Here is an 18225-nt window from a genome sequence, read left to right on the forward strand (position 1 = left end):
CTTTGAAGTTTACCCCATTAATATCTTTTTCCATTCCAAGGTAGGTTTTGCTTCAGGATTCAAATTCCAATTCTGAAGACTTTGAACATCTTTCAAGCCATTCCCGGTAAAAAGCAACATGCATTTTTTTTCTCTAATATATTCATCGCCAGTTAATTTTAAAAGGCCTGCTAACGATGCAGCTGCCGCCGGTTCAATTAATATTCCAAGTTGCTGTGCTGCAATTTTCTGGGCTTCGCTGATTGCTTTATCGCTAACTCGAAGAGCTTTGCCCCCGCTCTCTTTTATTGCAGAAGCCGCCATAAACAGATTTCTCGGAGCTCCGGCATGAATGCTATCTGCCATAGTCGATGCCGGTTTGTAATTGAATTTACCATTTTCAATAAACCTTACCAATGCATCGCTGCCATCAGCCTGAACGGCCACAAGCTGTGGAATTTTTTCTATCCAGCCAAGATTTTTTAAATCTTCAAACCCTTTATAAATACCGGACAAAATTACACCATCACCTGCCGGGATGAAAATAAAATCAGGTAGATTTCCTTTTAGAGCAAGAAAAATATCAAAAGCCCCCGACTTTTTCCCTTCGATTGTCAAAGGGTTATATGCCGTGTTTCTGCTGTACCAGCCTTTATTTTGTGTGACTTCCAGATTTAAATCAAATGCGGCGTCATAATCGCCATCAACCAAATAAATTTGGGCACCATAAGATTGAATCTGCAGACGCTTTGCCTGGGGAATATTCTTCGGAACAAATATGTGCGATTGCAATCCAAGCCGTGCACAAATCCCTGCAAGGGAAGAACCCGCATTTCCTGTTGAAGCCATGGTTATCTGACTAATTCCAAGCTCCAAAGCTTTCATCGCAACCAATGAGGTGGCACGATCTTTATAAGAAAAAGTCGGGTTTCGGGTATCATCAAAAATCAAAATATCTTTATTGTTTAATTGATATTTTTGGACTGGATTATTTGATAACCGCAGTTTCTCTAATTGGGATTTCTTTTCAAAAGAAGCAGAATCCAATGGCCATAATAATGGATAATCCCAAAAGGCACCCGGTTCACAATTTAAGAAATCATTTCGTGTCAGCTTTGATTTAAGAAAATCAAAATCGTAATCGACTTTTAAAACGCCATTCAAGGGTTCATTTTTGTTTGCTGATCCGCAATTCGGACACAAATAGAAATTTTCTTTTTCAATTTCAGTAGCTGAGTATTCTTTTTTACAATTAAAACAACTGTATTTGTAATGCATTGTTTATTAAAAATTCCTTATCAGTTGTAACTAACCTTGTGCTAACTGAGCTTGTCGAAGTTACATCGTCAAGGCCATAATGGACTTGGCTGTGTGTAGCCGATTTTCAGCTTCATCAAATACAATTGAAATATCAGGATTATCCAAAATTTCATCGATAACTTCATTGCCACGGTCAGCGGGTAATGCATGCATCAGTTTAACATTTTTATCGGCCAATTTTATACGTTTTTCATCGCAAATCCAGTTTTTATATTTGGCAAGATTTTCCGCCATTTCTTTTTTGCAGCTCTCTTCATTATCCAAATATTCCTGAACGCCGTAATGGCCAAAACCACCCCAATTTTTTGGAACCACAATGTGGGCGCCTTCAAAACCTTCATCCATATCATTTGTAAAACGAATACTTCCACCACCGGCATTAGCGTTTAACCGGGCTTTTTCAATTATATTTTTGCTAAGTGGAAATTCCTTTGGATGGGCAATGGTCAAATCAATACCATAGCGTGGAAATAGAAGCATTTGTGTTTGGGGAACTGACAACGGTTTGGAATGAGTATCCGCATAAGCCCATGAAACTGTAACTTTTAATCCTTTGGTATTTCGTCCAAAATGTTCAAAAATTGTCATTTGGTCTGCCAGTCCCTGGAAAGGATGATAGATATCATCCTGCAAAGACATAATTGGCTTTCTGGAATTCTGTGCCATCTCATTTAAATAATCATTTCCAACTCCATAAAAACAATTGCGCGAAGCAATACCATGACCCATTCTGGATAAAATAATTGCTGTGTCCTTTGGCGCTTCGCCGTGTGAAATTTGCATTTTATCGGCAGTTAAGTCATGCGCATGTCCACCAAGCTGTGTCATTCCGGCTTCCATGGAATTTCGGGTTCGGGTTGATTGCTCAAAGAAAATCATAAACAAAGTTTTATCGCGCAGGTAGCGTGTTGGTTCTTCCAGTGCGAATTTCTTTTTTAGGTCAAATGCTGTTTCAAAAACTGTATCCAGCTCTTGTTTATCCCAATCATCACATGTAAGAAAATGTTTTCCTTTTAAATTTGATACCATAAAACCTCCAGTTTAAATAGCAAAATCCAAATAATAAATAACAACCTTTAACCAAAGTTTAATTTCGTATTGAATATTGTTATTTGTTTGAAATCTGTTGCTTGTAATTTTGTTTTCTTCTCTCAAAATGTCATACAAAAATACGCGTAAAATGCCGAAGCTTTTACCAAATGCTCAACAGGCACTTTTTCATTTGGTGCATGCGCAAGAACCTCATTACCAGGACCAAAACCAATCACCGGGATATTGTGTAAACCATTTATAGCAATACCATTGGTCGAAAAAGTCCATTTGTCTACTTTTGGATCTGCTTTAAAAAGAGTGCTATAAACTTCAACACCTTTACTTATTACAGGATGATCTTCTTCCAGCTTCCATGTTGGAAAATATTTTTCCATTCCATACTTCATTCCTGTAAAAGATTCTACATCATAATGAAGCACTTCAACTTTTGCTTCGGCAGGTTCAGCAACCCGTTTAACAATTTCCTCAATTTGACTCACAGCCAAGGCTTTGTCTTCGCCCCAGGTTAAGCGGCGATCCAAATGCATATAGCAAAAATCTGAAACAGCACATAAAGACGGGCTGCTCGATCTGATTTCTGTAACAGCAATTGTCCCTTTTCCAAGGAATGGATCATTTAATAATTTCTCGTTTAATTTTTCAACTTCCAGGGCAGCTTTGGATGCCATGTAAATTGCATTTTTACCACGTTCCGGTGCAGAACCGTGTGATGAAACACCATTAAATGATACACCGATTTCCATCCGGCCACGATGTCCACGGTAAATATTGAGATTCGTGGGTTCGGTAACAATCACACAATCCGGTTTTAAATTTTCTTCTTCAATAATATATTTCCAGCACAAACCATCGCAATCTTCTTCCATAATTGAACCAACAAAATAAACGGTCAAATCTTCAGGAACACCAATTTCTTTTAAGATACGTCCCGCTGTTATAAAAGCAGCCGGCCCACCTTTTTGATCAACTGTACCACGCCCATGGACATGTCCGTCTTTAATTTCGCCACCCAATGGATCAAAATCCCAGTTATCCAGATTGCCCAAATCAACCACATCTATGTGGCCATCTATTGCAATAATTTTTTTGCCCGATCCAATTCGTCCAACTATGTTTCCAAGGCCGTCAATTTTAACTTCATCAAATCCGGCTTCAATCATTAATCCCTTAATTTCTTCTACTACACTTTTTTCATTTAAGCTTAATGATTTGTGTTTTACAATTTTTGATAAGTTTTCTGCAGTATACTTTTCATATTTGCGTGCAAGTTCGTAAATTTGTTCTGATAACTCCATGTGTCTCCTTATTTGCATAGGTGAAAATTGAGGTAATAAAATACGAAAATAATTTTAAATATCTAACAAAAAAATGACAGCTTTAATTAGATAATCTGAGAACTACATCGTTCTAAATAAAAATACGAGGATATATGTCAGACAAAATGAAACCAATACCGTTTATAAATCTTTTAAAATGGATTTTTGATGAATATAAAAACTCTAATTCCATTTTTGGCATTCACTCTTCGCAATTTTTTAGAAAGCAAAACAAACAAATTCTTTCAATCTTTGATGAACAGATTGAAACCCCGGTTGGCCCCGCTGCCGGACCGCACACACAGTTAAGCCAAAACATTATTACAGCTTATCTTGTTGGCAGTAGATTCTTTGAATTAAAGACTGTTCAAAAACTCGATCAGTTAGAGATTAATAAACCATGCATTGATGCACAGGATGAGTGTTATAATATTGAGTGGTCGCAGGAATTAAGGCTGGAAGAATCGTATGATGAATATTTAAAAGCCTGGATTTTAATCCATTTATTGAAAGATATTTTTGACTTATGCGGCAACTCGGACAAGAGCTTTGTTTTTAATATGAGCGTAGGCTATGATCTTGAAGGTATTAAAACGAAGCCAATGGATTTATTTATCGAGCAGCTAAAGGATGCTTCCTTGTCCGGTAATTTTGATCACTATAAAAAAGAGGCTTTGGATTTTCTTAATAGCAATTCCGGTTTTCTTACTACTTTTGTAAACACAGAAAAACTGAATGAAATTAGTAACAGAATTTCAAATTTATCGCCACATATTTCTCATTCTGTAACTCTATCAACCATGCATGGCTGCCCTCCCGAAGATATTGAGGCCATTGCAAAATACTTGTTAAAAGAAAAAAAGCTGCATACATATATTAAGCTAAATCCGACTTTGCTGGGTTTTGAAAAAGTACGATCCATGCTTGACGAGCTTGGATTTGATTATATCGAAATGGAAAAGAGTTCGTTTGATCATGATTTACAATATCATGATGCTGTTCCAATGATAAAAAGATTATCTAATTTAGCGGATCAGGAAAACAGAAATTTCGGCATAAAACTTTCCAATACTTTGGGTACGTTGAATAAGAAACAAAAACTTAATGATGATCAAATGTATATGTCAGGCCGTTCTCTTTTTCCTTTGACAATAAACCTTGCAAAAAAGCTGGCTGAAGAATTTGAAGGAAAAATTAAAATCTCTTATTCCGGTGGCGCCGACCAATCAAACATCACTGAAATATTCAAAGCAGGAATATTCCCCATCACATTGGTTACCGATTTATTAAAACCAGGAGGCTACCAACGTCTTTTGCCAATGGCCAGAACGCTTGAAGAATTAGATTTTGGTAAGAATACAGGTTCAATCGATACAATTGCGCTTGAAAGGCTGGCTGATTCATCATTAAAAAATAAAGCTTATATAAAAGAATCACGCAAAATTGAAAGCATCAAAGTTCCTGAAAAATTAGAAAAATATGATTGTTATATGGCACCTTGTCAACAGGCCTGTCCTATCCACCAGGATGTAGCTGCGTATATTCGCCTGGTTGAAGAAGAAAGATATGAAGAGGCTTTTGAGACAATTATTGCACGAAATCCGCTTCCTTACATTACAGGTTACATTTGCGATCACCAATGCCAAAACCATTGTACACGCTGGGATTATGACTCTCCTGTTTTGATTCGGGATTTGAAAAAAGAAGCTGCTGTGAAAGGTTGGTCATCGTATTTGAAAAAGTTTAAACAAAACCATGATGCTGCAAAAAATAACATTTCCGTTGCGGTAATTGGAGCAGGTCCGTCGGGTTTAGCTTTTTCTTATTTTATGGCCAAAGCCGGATTTGACGTAACCGTTTATGAAAAGACAGACCGTGCAGGAGGCGTGGTACAACATGCCTTACCCGATTTTCGCTTGCCGCAAACGGCCATTGAAAAGGATTTAGAATTTATAAAAGAACATGGTGTAAAGTTTAAGTTTGGAGTTGATGCCCAATTCTCAATTAAAAAACTTCAGCAAGATTATAACTTTATCTACATCGCAATTGGTGCCGGCAAATCTAATAAACTTGCCATTGATGGTACGAATGGAAATCTTTTTGACGCCATCAATTTTTTGCAGGCTTTTAATAGCAAAGCAGCCCCAAAACTTGGAGAGCATGTTGCCGTTGTTGGCGGTGGCAATTCTGCAATGGATGCGGCTCGAGCAGCCAAAAGAACTGCTGGTGTAAAAAAAGTTTATATTCTTTATCGGCGTACGGAAAAGGAAATGCCCGCTGACAGAGAGGAATTTGACGGCGCCTTAAAAGATGGTGTTAAATATGAGGAACTGGTTTTGCCTGTCAGTTATAACAAAAACACCTTGCGCTGCCAGAAAATGCAATTGGGAGAAGCAGGCAGCGATGGCCGCAGAAAAGTTGAACCAATTAAAAATGATTTTATCGATTTAGAGATTAATTCTGTCATTTCGGCGATTGGTGAATACGTTGATTCAGATTTACTGATTTCCAATAAGATTCCCGTAAATGAAAAAAGCGATCCCTTATTTAACCCTGAAACAAATCAAACAGGATTGGAAAATATTTATATTGGTGGCGATGCATTACGCGGTCCTGCAACAGTAGTAGAAGCTATCGCAGATGGTAAAAAAGCAGCAGAGGCGATCATTAAAAAAGCGCTGAACAAAGCAACCAAACAACCTTCGTTCAAACATTTATTCGATCCTCAAAAAAGAAAATCAGAAATCACCCAGAAGAAAGCACTGCTTAACCAGGTCCAATCCAACAAAACGGAGGAAGCAAGCCGCTGCCTGGGTTGTAGTTTTGTTTGCGACAAATGCGTGGATGTCTGTCCAAACCGGGCAAATATTACTCTTAATTCAGATTTAATTGATGGTGACTTTGATAGCTCCGGCCAAATTTTGCATATGGATGGTATGTGTAACGAGTGTGGTAATTGCGAGACTTTCTGCCCATACAATGGGTCGCCCTATAAAGACAAAGTAACCCTGTTTTGGGATGAGCCATCTTTTTCATCAAGCACTAATGACGGGTTTTTATTTTTGGATGCTTCCAAATCATCACAAGAAAAAATCAGGTTAAAAGTTCGCTTGGATGGAAAAGTTAATTTGCTTGAAGTTGCGCGAGATGGATTTGATTTGCCCAATGAAAAGGAAGAAGAAAACGATTTTAACCAGTTACTCCGTTTTGCAAAAACAGTTTATCAAAATTATAATTATTTGAAAATGTAATAGATGCCTGTGTAAGAGTATAATTACCCAACCAAATCAACTCGTCACATCCATCACCGCTGAAATGATTTGTTTATAACCCGTGCAGCGGCAAAGGTTTCCAACAATAGCTTCTTTTACCTCATCCTCATTAGGCTTGGGATTTTTAGATAATAATGCATAAGCAGAAAGAAGCATCCCCGGAGTACAAAACCCGCATTGTACTGCGCCATGTTCCAAAAACTTTTTTTGCAGAGGATGAAGCTCTGAATCAACGGCGAGCCCTTCTATTGTTAAAACGCGCTTCCCTTCTACCTGCCCGATTAGCATAAGACAGGAATTGACGGCAATGTCATTCAGTAAAATAGTACAAGCCCCGCATTCACCGATTGCACAGCCCTCCTTTGTTCCCGTCATGCCGAGATCTTCGCGCAGCACATCAAGCAGTCTGCGGTTGTGAGAGGTTGAAATTGTAATGTCTTTATTATTTAGGTTAAATGTAATTTTAGGCATTTTATGTAATCTCATTATCTGTCATTCAGAGAGAAATACAAAGTAGAGAAGAATCTTATAATCAACGGACACTTCATTCTGTACTTCTTCACTATGAATGACATTATTTTTATTCTTTTAAATAAAACTATTCTGTCATTCCAGAATGTTCTTATCGGGAATCAAAATTTTTGATCCAGATTCCTCCTTAACACCACCAGGAATGACATGTGTCAAAAAAAGACATTAATCCGTAACCTTTTTCAAAAGCTGATAAAAAGCTTGCTGCACAACAGGAACTTTATAAGCGCTAGACCAACGCAATCCATTTCCTTTAATAATTTTTTCTGCCATTTTAATGGAAAGCGATTTCAACAAATCATCTGATATATTCTTTCCTTTTGCCCAGGCTTCCAATTCCGGAAAACGTTCGCCAATTGGAGTAACGGCTCCTGCAGCAATTTTGATTTCCTTAACTATGCTATTTTCCAAACCAATTAAAACTGCCAGCGATATGCGGCTGATTGCCACACTTTTTCGTCTGCCCAGTTTATAAAAATCTCCTTTTAAATCTGTTGCAGTCTTTGGGATTATAATCTGCGTTACCAGCTCGTCCGCTTGAATAAGTGTTTTATAAGTCCCGGTTAAAAATTGCTCCAGATCAACAATTCTATCTCCATTTACTGATTCAATTTTTATGGCTGCATCGTAAACCAATAAAGGCGGGACAGAATCTGCACATGGCGCATTGTTTATAAAATTCCCACTGATAGTTGCCCGGTTACGGATTTGCAGGTTACCAACCGTTGAAGCCGCTTTTGTCAACAAGGGCAACTTATGTTGCGCGATCGCATCATCCATCAATTCTGAAAAAGTTACTCCGGCACCAATAATTATTTGGTCATCGGTTTCTTCAATCTTCTTCATTTCCGGGATTTGGTTTATGTCGATAAGCTGTTCAATGTCACTAAAACGGCGGGATCCCATTTGGATGCCAGTAATTACATCTGTGCCCCCCGCAAGAACACGATTGTTTTGGCTGTTCGACTTTAGCAGTTCCAGTGCTTCTCGCACAGAATTCGGGCGCATCAATTCAAGTGTTGGAATCATTACAGGCTCCCCCTCTGCAAATCTTCTTTATGCAGTTTTCTTTCCAAAATCAACTCTTCCAGGTTTAAAGGTAAATTAAAAAAGCGCTTTCCAACCGCATTACGAACCGCATTTGAAATGGCAGCTGCCGTCAACTCCAGTGTCGGTTCACCAAGTGATTTTGCACCCCATGGACCAAACTTCTCTTTTCCTTCCACAAAAACAGGGATAATCTCACCAATATCCTGGCTGGTTGGAATTAAATATTCATCAAGGTTTAGTTCTCGCGGCATGCCTTCGTGTGTGCTTATTTCTTCCCATAAACCGTAACCTGCCCCCTGCGTTACGCCACCATAAATCTGGCCTTCTGCACCAAGTTTATTAATAACAGTTCCCGGATCATGTGCCGCTACAACCCTGTCAATACTCACTTCACCAGTAACTGTATTAACAGAAACCTCGGCAATTTGGCAGCCATACACATAGGTAAAATATGCATCGCCTTGCCCTGTTTCCTCTTCCCAGCCAACATCGGGCCCTTTGTTCCAGCCAATTTCAGAAAGACTTATGCCTTTGCTATTGGCCAACCTGCACAAATCACCAAAACTCATTTCCTGAGATTTGATTTCCGGGTTGAAAGCTTTGTTGTTCTTAAAGATTATATTATCGGCGTTTTCCAAATTCCATTCTTCTAACAATACTTTTATCAGTCGATTTTTTATTTTATCCGCCGCATTTTTAACAGCGCCACCGCCCATAATGGTTGAGCGTGAAGCCACCGTCGGCCCGCTATCGGCAATAAGACCGGTGTCCTGTTCCAGGTAAAAAATATCATCAACATCAATTCCTAAAACCTCTGCAGCTATAATCGAAAAAGTTGTACGTAAACCCTGGCCATTTTCAGCCAAACCGCAAAGCAGATAGGCCGATCCATCTTTTTGAACTGAAAGATAAGCTGCTGCTGCATCAATCCCTTCTGCCCCAAGAGAACTGCCACGGAAACTTACTGCCAGTCCAATGCCCTTTTTTACAGCATCTTTTGGATCAATAAATTCATTACTCTTTAAAACCAGGCTCTCCTGATCGATTTCATCCCCATTAAAAATTTTGGGTTGCTCGGGCAAGTTCTTTATCCATTTTTCCTGAAAGTCGCATCGGGCAATCGCAGCATCCATCACGGAAAGTAAATTTACATCATGATTTTCAAGCACCTGGTTACTGGCAGTTATCGATCCTGCTTTAAAACCATTAATTTGACGAATCTTGTCAGGTGTCATTTTTAGTTTGATGGCGATTTCATCCATAAGAGATTCCTGGGCAAAAATCGGCTGTGGAGATCCAAATCCCCTAAAAGCTCCCGTATAGGGATTATTTGTATAAACCGCCCGAACATCTGTCCATACATTTTCAACTTCGTAAGGCCCGGTTGCCTGAACCACAGTCCGCCATGTCACAAAAGGGCTCATCGAAGAGTAAGCGCCACCATCAGCGATGATATCAATTTTCATTGACTGTAATTTGCCATCAATATTAAAACCCACTTTGTAATGCATCGTATAAGGATGACGCTTGTATGACTCAAGAATTGAATCCTCGCGGTTATAACGAATTTTTACCGGACGACCCGTTTTAATGGCAGCAATGGCCGCACGTGCTGATAGCACATTCATGATGTCATCTTTACCACCAAAAGACCCGCCCAAGTCTGCTTGTTGGATGCGAACTTTGGCCAATGGCCATCCAAGAACGGCGGCAACGACATTTTGTGTAGTATGTGGATTTTGAATACTGCCAATAATTTGAACCCCTTTGTTACCTTCCCGCGGAATAGCCGTGACAGCTTCAGGTTCCAAATAGGCATGCTCAATTAAAGGAGTTGTGTAGGTTTGTTCCAGAATATGATCACTATTTTTAAAACCTTTTTCAATATCACCTTTTCTTAAAGGGTAATGAACAATCTCATTGTTTTCATATTGTTCATGAATTAGTGGTGCATCTTTTTCTAAGGCTTTATTTCGGTTTGAAAGAATTGGAAGCTCCGAATAATCAATCTTTACCTTACTCTTTAGCTTTAGAAGGTCATCGTGAGATTCCCCGACAAGCATGGCAACAACATCGCCGCGTGTGCGAACCTTGTCAAACGCAAATACAGGTTGATCCTGGCGAATGGCACCGATCTTTTTTGAACCCGATATGTCATTTGAGTCCACAATAGCAATTATTGCCGGATCATTTTTAATAGCAGAATAATCAATTGAATTGATTTTTGCATGTGCTGCAGGGATTCTAACCATGACGGCATGTAACTGATTTGGGAAAGAATAATCATCTGCAAATTTTGCCTGTCCGGTTATTTTTTCCAGCCCATCCTGGCGGATAATATTTTTTCCGATATGATTAAAGTTTTTCTTCATAAAATTGTATATCCAAGTAATTCTATATGAAAGATGTCATGCTTTCCAGGAGGCATCCCCTAAAAGTCTTGGGATTCTTCACTTCGTAAACTCCATTCAGAATGACAGAATGTTTTGTACTCCTAAAATGTATTGAATAATCTTGCACCCTGCTTATAAATATCTTTGTTAACCTGCTCTTCGTCAATATTTACCAAGCCATAATCCTTCATTAAGAATTTTCCATTTTGAACAACAGAATTTACAGGCCGTTCAGTAATTCCGTAAATATAATGCCCCCAGAAATTTTGATCAGTTAACGGCGTTGGCGGCACATAATCCCAAATAATAAAATCAGCACGATCATTGACCTGCAAAGATGCAAAATCCGGAAAATATTTTTTTACAAAATCTAATTGATCAAAATAGATTTTCTGAAACCAGGAAAACACATCATCAAATGAATTGCCATTGTGACGTTCAAGCAAAAACAACTGTTTTAAGCTTTTTACAGGATTTGCATGCATTCCATCAGTCCCGGTTATTATTGGCGTATCCGTTGGCATTTTACTGAAGGCCGGTAAACCAACTGAATTATTCATATTTGAATCAGGATTATAGGCAATTGCACTTCCCTTTTCTAATATTATATCACGATCATTTGGTTCCAGGTAAATAGCATGTGACAAAATACTTCTATCATTTAACAAACCAAATTTCTCTAATCTTTGCACAGGCATCTCTCCGTGATCGGCATAACTTAATTCACGATCAGCTAATCCTTCACAAAGATGTATATGCACACCCAAATTATATTTCTGGATGGCTTTTGCAGCCTGCTCCAGGATTTCATCAGAAACTGTAAAAGATGCATGTAAACCGACCATAGCTTTCAAGTCATCATTTGTACGTTTATTAAAAAAGGAAATGTTCTCATCCATTGCTTCTTTTGCCTTGGCAGACCCATTACGATCAGATGTTTCAAAACAAAGCACTCCACGTAAGTTTAGCTCGGAGAGGACATTGCCAATGGTAGCCAGGCTTCCTTTTGTAAAATTGGGAGAGGCATGATGGTCGAATGTATAAGTGACACCATTGCGGATCGATTCCACTGCTCCCATTTGCACACTGGCGCGGACCATTGCTTTATCCAAGTTCAAGTCCAGTTTCCACCAAAGGTTTTCCAGGATATTCAAAAAACTATCCATCGGACCTGTGAGATTTAATCCTTTCGCCAGACGTGAATAAAAGTGTTCATGAAAATTTACATTTGGCAAAGTCGTCACCCCGCCTTCCGCATCAAAAACAGAAGTATCATTTTTATCACTCTTTGGTGCTTTTATGTATTGAGCATGATCTTTCGGGATGATTTGTTCAATCTTACCACCAGTAAAAATCAGATCACCAAAAACGGGTTTTATGCTTTTATTTTCTACCTGGCAAATCCAGGTGTTATTTATTCTCATCTTATTATTTACTTTATTATTTTAATACCTTCCAAGTCAACAAAATACTTTTTATTATCAAATATATTTAATGGGAGTTTGTTAATCTCTACTTCTTCACCATTCACTTGTAGCACCTTTTCATTAAACCTATACCGAATTCCATTCTCCACTTTAAATGGTGGATCTAATCTTTTTTCTGAATCAAAGCGTTCTGAATGAAAAACAAATAGGTTATCATTTTTTAAATCTATTTCATATAAATGTATTATTGCGGAAGGATTGTCTTCACACGCTCCTATTTCGCTATAATCTGATATATAAATTTTGTCATTATTAATACGGGCTTTGGACATTTCATTATATGGATATCTTCTTAAGTGTTCAGAAAATTTTGTAATTTTCTTTGTCCGCAAATCTAGAATAATAAAACCATTATTACTCCCAATAACGACTTTATTATTATGAACTGCAAAAACTTTTTCATATTTCATAGCAAAATCTGTGAAAGCAATAGAATCAATTTCATCCTGCCCATTAACCTGGAATATTTTGTTTGCTCTTGTTACAAATTTGTGATCATGACTGGGGCATAAGTCTTGATGGTTTTGTGAAACTTGTTTTTCAAGAAATTGGATACTATTAGAAACTTTATTTGAATCCGTTTTTGAAAAATATTTTATATGCTTCTCGCTATATTCCCCACTTACTATTGATTTGTAAAACTTGATGTATCTTTTTGATCTTTTAAATAATGGCCTAATAATTTTTTGTTTTTTGCAGTTTTCCAACTTATTCAGCAAAGGCCCAAGGTCACTAAAATCATTAGGATGAAAATACGTCCAGTGTCTGTTTTTTTTATTTAAAAGAGCAAGTCTTAAGTTTGCAATAGAATTCCCACCAAAAGAGGTCATTACCCAAAGATATTCAGTCGTAGCCCATACTCCACTTTGGTCGTATCTTGTAAATGGAAAAGAATTTTTTTCTTTTAAATCTTCTACGTAAGCTTTCCATTCGTTTGTTGAATAATTATAATTAAGAATCCCACCCTTTGATTTAGCATGGGCAGAACTAATAACCCAAACATTTTCATTATCTAAAAGAATACTCTGTCTGCCGGGGAATTCGCCAATGTCAAAATCAGTATACAAATCTGTTAGATTTAACCACTTGTTAGTAGATTTGGAATACATGTCTAATCTTCTTGAACTTGGAACCCAGAGGATATTGTGTTTCCTATCAAAAGTAAACTTTAAGTTACCATTTATTTGGCCTCTCTCATTTCTTGAAACAATAATTTGATCAATAAATTTTTTTCTGAAAATATCAAATAACCAAATACCATTTTTAGAAGCACCAACCCACAAGGTATCATTAATTAATTCGATAGATCTAATTCTATTGCTATATAGATTTTCACCTTTGGGAATTCTAAAAACTTCTAGTTGCTTTGATTCAGTAAGTCTTCCTAAAGTGCTAGTAAAATTAAAATAATAGGAGCCATTAGTTTTAATCACTTTATTGTTATATTTAGAAAAAGTGCTTACAAAACATTCAGTAGTATCATTAATTTTAAGAATTAAAGGATCAAATGTTTCCTTATTTTCATCTTTGTCATTTGCAAATAAAAAGCTAAACAGGCAAGCTATTAGAATAAGCACATTTAAATATCTTAATTTCCTTAAAATCATTTTTACTTTTCCTGTGTGAAAGGATAATTTCTTTAAAAAAAACTTATTTATTTAGCGACCTCTTTGTTAAAATCCTCAATCAACTTATCCCATTTTGATACAACCGAAAAACGTTCCGGCCAGTAATTATCATCGTACCACTGGGCATTTAGTTCTTCCACATCTTTACCCTGCTGCTCTACCCAGGTAAAATATTTTAAATTGTGGATGGCTTTTTTGTCATAATATGTTAAATCTTTAAAATAATCGATACCCTGTTTTTTTATAACCGCAGTCCAATCGGTTTCTGCTTGCTGTGAATTGTAAGTTCCCCAATCATCATTCATTTCATCCAGCCTGGAATGATACATTTCAACCGAATCGGTAAAAATAGTAAAGATGACATCGTTCTCATTCATCTCATAAAACCTGGCCATTTTAACGGCGCTTAGCATATTTGAAATGCCCGAAATACCAAGCAAAGGTAATTGCTGAATTACGTCTTTGGCAACACCCTTGTTGGCCAGCCATTCTTGTCCAGCTTCGTCATTAAACAATCGTAAAATCCTAAGCGGATCTTCATCATCAATGGCGCAAACGGCATCTGTGTTTTTTACATTATGCACCCAAGGTACATGCTTATCGCCAATTCCCTCAATACGATGTCCTCCAAAACCATTCATAAAAAGTGTTGGACATTGCAATGCTTCGGAGGCCAATACTTTGATCATTGGAGAAATCTCTCGTAAATAATCTCCGGCACCAATTGTTCCGGCTGAGCCTGTTGCACTTACATAGCCGCTCAATCTTTGATTGCCCGTTTTAATATTATTAAAGATTTTTTCAATGGTATAACCCGTGACTTCATAATGCCAGATTGGATTACCAAATTGATCAAACTGGTTCATAATAAGGTATTCATCACCTTCTGCTTCAAGCTCATGGCATTTGTCATAAATTTCTTTAACATTGCTCTCACATCCCGGCGTAGCGTAAATTTCAGCTCCAAAATCTTTTAGCCAGCTAAATCGTTCCTTGCTCATCTCTTCAGGTAGAATGGCTACAGGATGAACACCGAGTAATGCCGAGTTAAAAGTACCCCCGCGGCAATAATTACCTGTTGAGGGCCAAACTGCTTTGTGATATTCCGGATCGAAACGCCCTGTAACCATATAAGGTGCCAAACAACCATATGTTGCGCCAACTTTGTGTGCACCAGTTGGAAAGTGCTTGCCAACCAATCCTATAATCCGCGCATTAACGCCTGTAATCTCTTTTGGGATTTCTAAAAAATTAGGTTCACCGATTTGTTTTGTTTCGGCATCGTTGCACCAGTTAATACGGAAAAGGTTTAACGGATCTAATTCATCAAATGCGATGTTTTTTAATTTTTCCTGGATTTCAGCTGAAATCGTTTCTGGCTTTTTTAGTTGTTCAAAAGTTGGTAGAACAATATTCTTATTTCGGCATCTTTTAATCGTGCGATTTAGTGAATCTTTATTTTCAATTTTCCAATTCCAGTTTCCCATTATACTCCTTGCAATTTAATGTTCATGTATAGCGAAACAGCTCGATACCAAATATACAAAGGGAAATAGTAGAATTCTAAAAAAAAATATAGTGCTGGGGATTGCATTAAAGTCTAAATAATGACTTCAATAAAATATATCGTGGAAATGATAAATGATTAAGAGAAATTAAAAAATTGTAACAAAAATATTTTTATCGGTACTTTTGAAAACATAGAATAACATTACATATTAATTTATTATAAAATGTTCTTAGATTGGAAAAAAATCAGGTCCCATGCCAAGTGATGAACCTATAACAACGGAACCTGATAAGCTAATACTGTAGTAAAATTATCTTTTCACCCTTGCATTTCCGTTCCAGATACTCCAGACCATATCTTCATCGGCGGGCTGTCCATAATCCGTCAACTGTGTGGCCGCCAATGCGCCGGAAGCCCATCCAAACTGGATCCATTTTTCGGGTTCCCATCCTTTTAAAATGGCATACAACATTCCGCCAACAAATCCATCTCCACCGCCAATACGATCAATTACACCAATCTCACGTGGCTCAACAACTTCCCAATGATCTCCGGCACGCATAATTCCACCCCAAAGATGACTGTTCGCACTAACAACTTCACGCAAGGTTGTTGCAAAGACAGAAGCAATTGGATAAGCCTCTTTTACCCGGTTAATCATTTTTTTAAAACCGTCAATTTTAGCTGAAATATCTTTACCGCCTGCATCAGGTCCTTCAATACCGAGGCATAACTGGAAATCTTCTTCATTGCCAATCAGGATATCTGAAACACCTGCTATTTCTGAAAAGATCTCTGCTAATTCTTTTTCGCGGTTTACCCAAAATGATGCCCTGTAATTAAGATCGAATGAAACCCGCGTTCCATATTTTCTCGCCGCCCTTGCCAGTTCTAAACAGAACTTACTGGTTTCGGGAGACAACGCAGCAATTAATCCGGATAAGTGCATAATTTGAACTCCCTCTTCTCCAAAAATGCGATCAAGATCAAAATCTTTAACATTAAGCGTCCGGCCAACTTCACCTGCGCGGTCGTTTTGAACCCGTGGACCTCGCGCACCGATACCGCTGTCTGCAATATTAAATTGATGCCGATATCCCCACGGATTTCCCTGCTCAACTTCAGGACCTTCATAATCCATGTGTCTTCCCGCAAGGTTATCCTTTATGAAGCGCGCTATTGGACTGCCTTTTACAAAAGTTGTTAATACTTTTACTGGCAACCCAAGGTAAGATGATACACTTGCCACATTTGTTTCTGCACTTGTTGCCTGCATTTTGAAAGTATCGCTGCAATGTACAGCCTGACCATTTACCGGGGTAATTCGTACACCCATACTGGTTGGCACCAACATGGAATATTTGCAGTTATCTTTTAATTCAATTTTCAATTCAAACCTCCAAATTATTTAAATCTGTCTTTAAATGCCCACAAGCCAAGCGCCGGATTGGAGATATAAAATATTTCCTCACCATCAGGCATGGTGTTAAAACCATCTTGCAACTTTTGTGGATCATACTTTTTTTGCATCTGCATTAAATCTGCATATTGGAAATTTACACTTTCTATTTCCTCTTTTGTAAGATTCCCCGGGCAATAGGTTATTTTAAACCTGTCTTCCGAAGAGCCGTGAATAAGATGTGCAGCCGCACTCAAATTATTCTGGAGATCGTCATTTTCACTGGTCAGTTTGAGTATTTCGGGTGTGGTCAGATAGCCATATTTTCTGATCAGCTTGTCGATTTCTTTATCCTCCCCAAACTCTTCCAGACCCGGAGCAAGAACGATAAGTTCACCTTCATCTGCAATGGCCATGCGTGTGCGGTATATACTTTTATTTCCAAGCCAGGTACTTTTAAACTCAGAAGGATCAAGATATACCACTACCTTTTTTAGCTCTTTATCCAGCATTTGAAAATTCACTTGTAATGAAAGCTCAGACGCTTTTTCAAAGCACTCCATGTCATCGCCAATATAAAGCCCCCTTACTACCAAATCACCAGCTGCATTTTTACCGACAACAGTGTGGGCATAAACAATTGGTAAATCTTTCGCAAAATGATCGGAAGCATAATTCAGCACCTGGCGGACAGGTGTTATTGCCCTGCCCATTATACGTTCCATTCCAAAAACGGCACCAAGGTAATGGCTTTTATTTATTCCTTCAGAACCGCCCGTTCCAACAAAAATATTTTTATTATAGTTGGCCATCCCAATCACTTCGTGCGGGACAACCTGACCAATGGAAAGAATCAAATCATGATCACCATGCGCCAGAAGTTTGTTTACCATTGCCGGCATTGTATAATTGAGTTTCCCCTCAGAAACTTCACTAACAAATTCAGATGGTACATCGCCAAGTTTTACCACATCATTTCGCCAATCATGAACGCGAAACAAATCATCCGGTACATCCTTAAACATGTGATTTATCTGATCACTTGTCATGGCTGAATGTGTGCCTAAGGCAGGCAATACCTCTGTCAAGGCTTCACCATAATATTGATACAAATACCGGGTAAGTTCACCAGCAAATGAATGAAAACGCGTATAATCCGGCGGTACTGCCAAAACCTTTTTGCGCTTTCCCATTTTGTCCAGAGCCTCAAACAAAGCTTCTTTCAGGTTGTTCGAACTAAACTCTGTATCAACCGATCCTTTTGCATAATAAAGCATATTTTTCCTG

12 protein-coding genes are annotated in these 18225 nt (G+C 38.0%); 1 reads left to right on the top strand and 11 read right to left on the bottom strand.

The window, feature by feature from the left end:
• Positions 1–9 precede the first annotated feature (9 nt).
• From HND50_04940 to HND50_04950, 3 genes are all read right to left on the bottom strand, one after another.
• Entirely contained in the window at positions 10–1257 is a 1248-nt protein-coding gene (locus HND50_04940) for a pyridoxal-phosphate dependent enzyme (GenBank protein NOG44552.1), read from the bottom strand.
• Positions 1258–1317: 60 nt separating this feature from the next.
• Positions 1318–2328 carry an ornithine carbamoyltransferase gene (locus HND50_04945; GenBank protein NOG44553.1) on the bottom strand — a complete coding sequence of 337 codons (1011 nt, stop codon included), beginning with the start codon at positions 2326–2328 and terminating at the stop codon, positions 1318–1320.
• Between the two features lie 122 nt (positions 2329–2450).
• On the bottom strand, positions 2451–3647 hold the full coding sequence (locus HND50_04950) for a YgeY family selenium metabolism-linked hydrolase (GenBank protein NOG44554.1): 1197 nt from the start codon (positions 3645–3647) through the stop codon (positions 2451–2453).
• Positions 3648–3781: 134 nt separating this feature from the next.
• On the opposite strand from HND50_04950, the gene ygfK reads away from it, so the two are divergent.
• Entirely contained in the window at positions 3782–6919 is a 3138-nt protein-coding gene (gene ygfK, locus HND50_04955; GenBank protein NOG44555.1) for a putative selenate reductase subunit YgfK, read from the top strand.
• 36 nt (positions 6920–6955) lie between these two features.
• Here the strand turns inward: ygfK and HND50_04960 are convergent, their stop codons facing one another.
• The 8 genes from HND50_04960 to HND50_04995 form a co-directional block, all read right to left on the bottom strand.
• Complete coding sequence (locus HND50_04960) at positions 6956–7411, bottom strand: (2Fe-2S)-binding protein (GenBank protein ID NOG44556.1); 456 nt, start codon at positions 7409–7411, stop codon at positions 6956–6958.
• Positions 7412–7636: 225 nt separating this feature from the next.
• Positions 7637–8500: an FAD-binding protein gene (locus HND50_04965; GenBank protein NOG44557.1), complete on the bottom strand. Its 864-nt coding sequence runs from the start codon at positions 8498–8500 to the stop codon at positions 7637–7639.
• A complete protein-coding gene (locus HND50_04970) occupies positions 8500–10893 on the bottom strand; it encodes a xanthine dehydrogenase family protein (protein NOG44558.1) in 2394 nt (797 codons plus the stop codon). Before HND50_04970 ends, HND50_04965 begins: the two co-directional genes overlap by 1 nt.
• A gap of 122 nt (positions 10894–11015) precedes the next feature.
• Positions 11016–12338 (bottom strand): amidohydrolase family protein, encoded by a 1323-nt coding sequence (locus HND50_04975; GenBank protein ID NOG44559.1) that lies wholly within the window; start codon positions 12336–12338, stop codon positions 11016–11018.
• Between the two features lie 8 nt (positions 12339–12346).
• Positions 12347–14008, bottom strand: coding sequence for a hypothetical protein (locus HND50_04980; protein ID NOG44560.1), 1662 nt, complete (start codon positions 14006–14008; stop codon positions 12347–12349).
• A 47-nt stretch (positions 14009–14055) separates the two neighbouring features.
• On the bottom strand, positions 14056–15516 hold the full coding sequence (locus tag HND50_04985) for a pyridoxal-phosphate dependent enzyme (protein ID NOG44561.1): 1461 nt from the start codon (positions 15514–15516) through the stop codon (positions 14056–14058).
• A gap of 333 nt (positions 15517–15849) precedes the next feature.
• Positions 15850–16893 carry a sugar kinase gene (locus tag HND50_04990; protein ID NOG44562.1) on the bottom strand — a complete coding sequence of 348 codons (1044 nt, stop codon included), beginning with the start codon at positions 16891–16893 and terminating at the stop codon, positions 15850–15852.
• A 50-nt stretch (positions 16894–16943) separates the two neighbouring features.
• Entirely contained in the window at positions 16944–18215 is a 1272-nt protein-coding gene (locus HND50_04995) for a DUF2088 domain-containing protein (protein NOG44563.1), read from the bottom strand.
• Positions 18216–18225 lie beyond the last annotated feature (10 nt).

The sequence above is a fragment of the Calditrichota bacterium genome (assembly GCA_013112635.1).
Classification (GTDB): Bacteria; Calditrichota; Calditrichia; order Calditrichales; family J004; genus JABFGF01.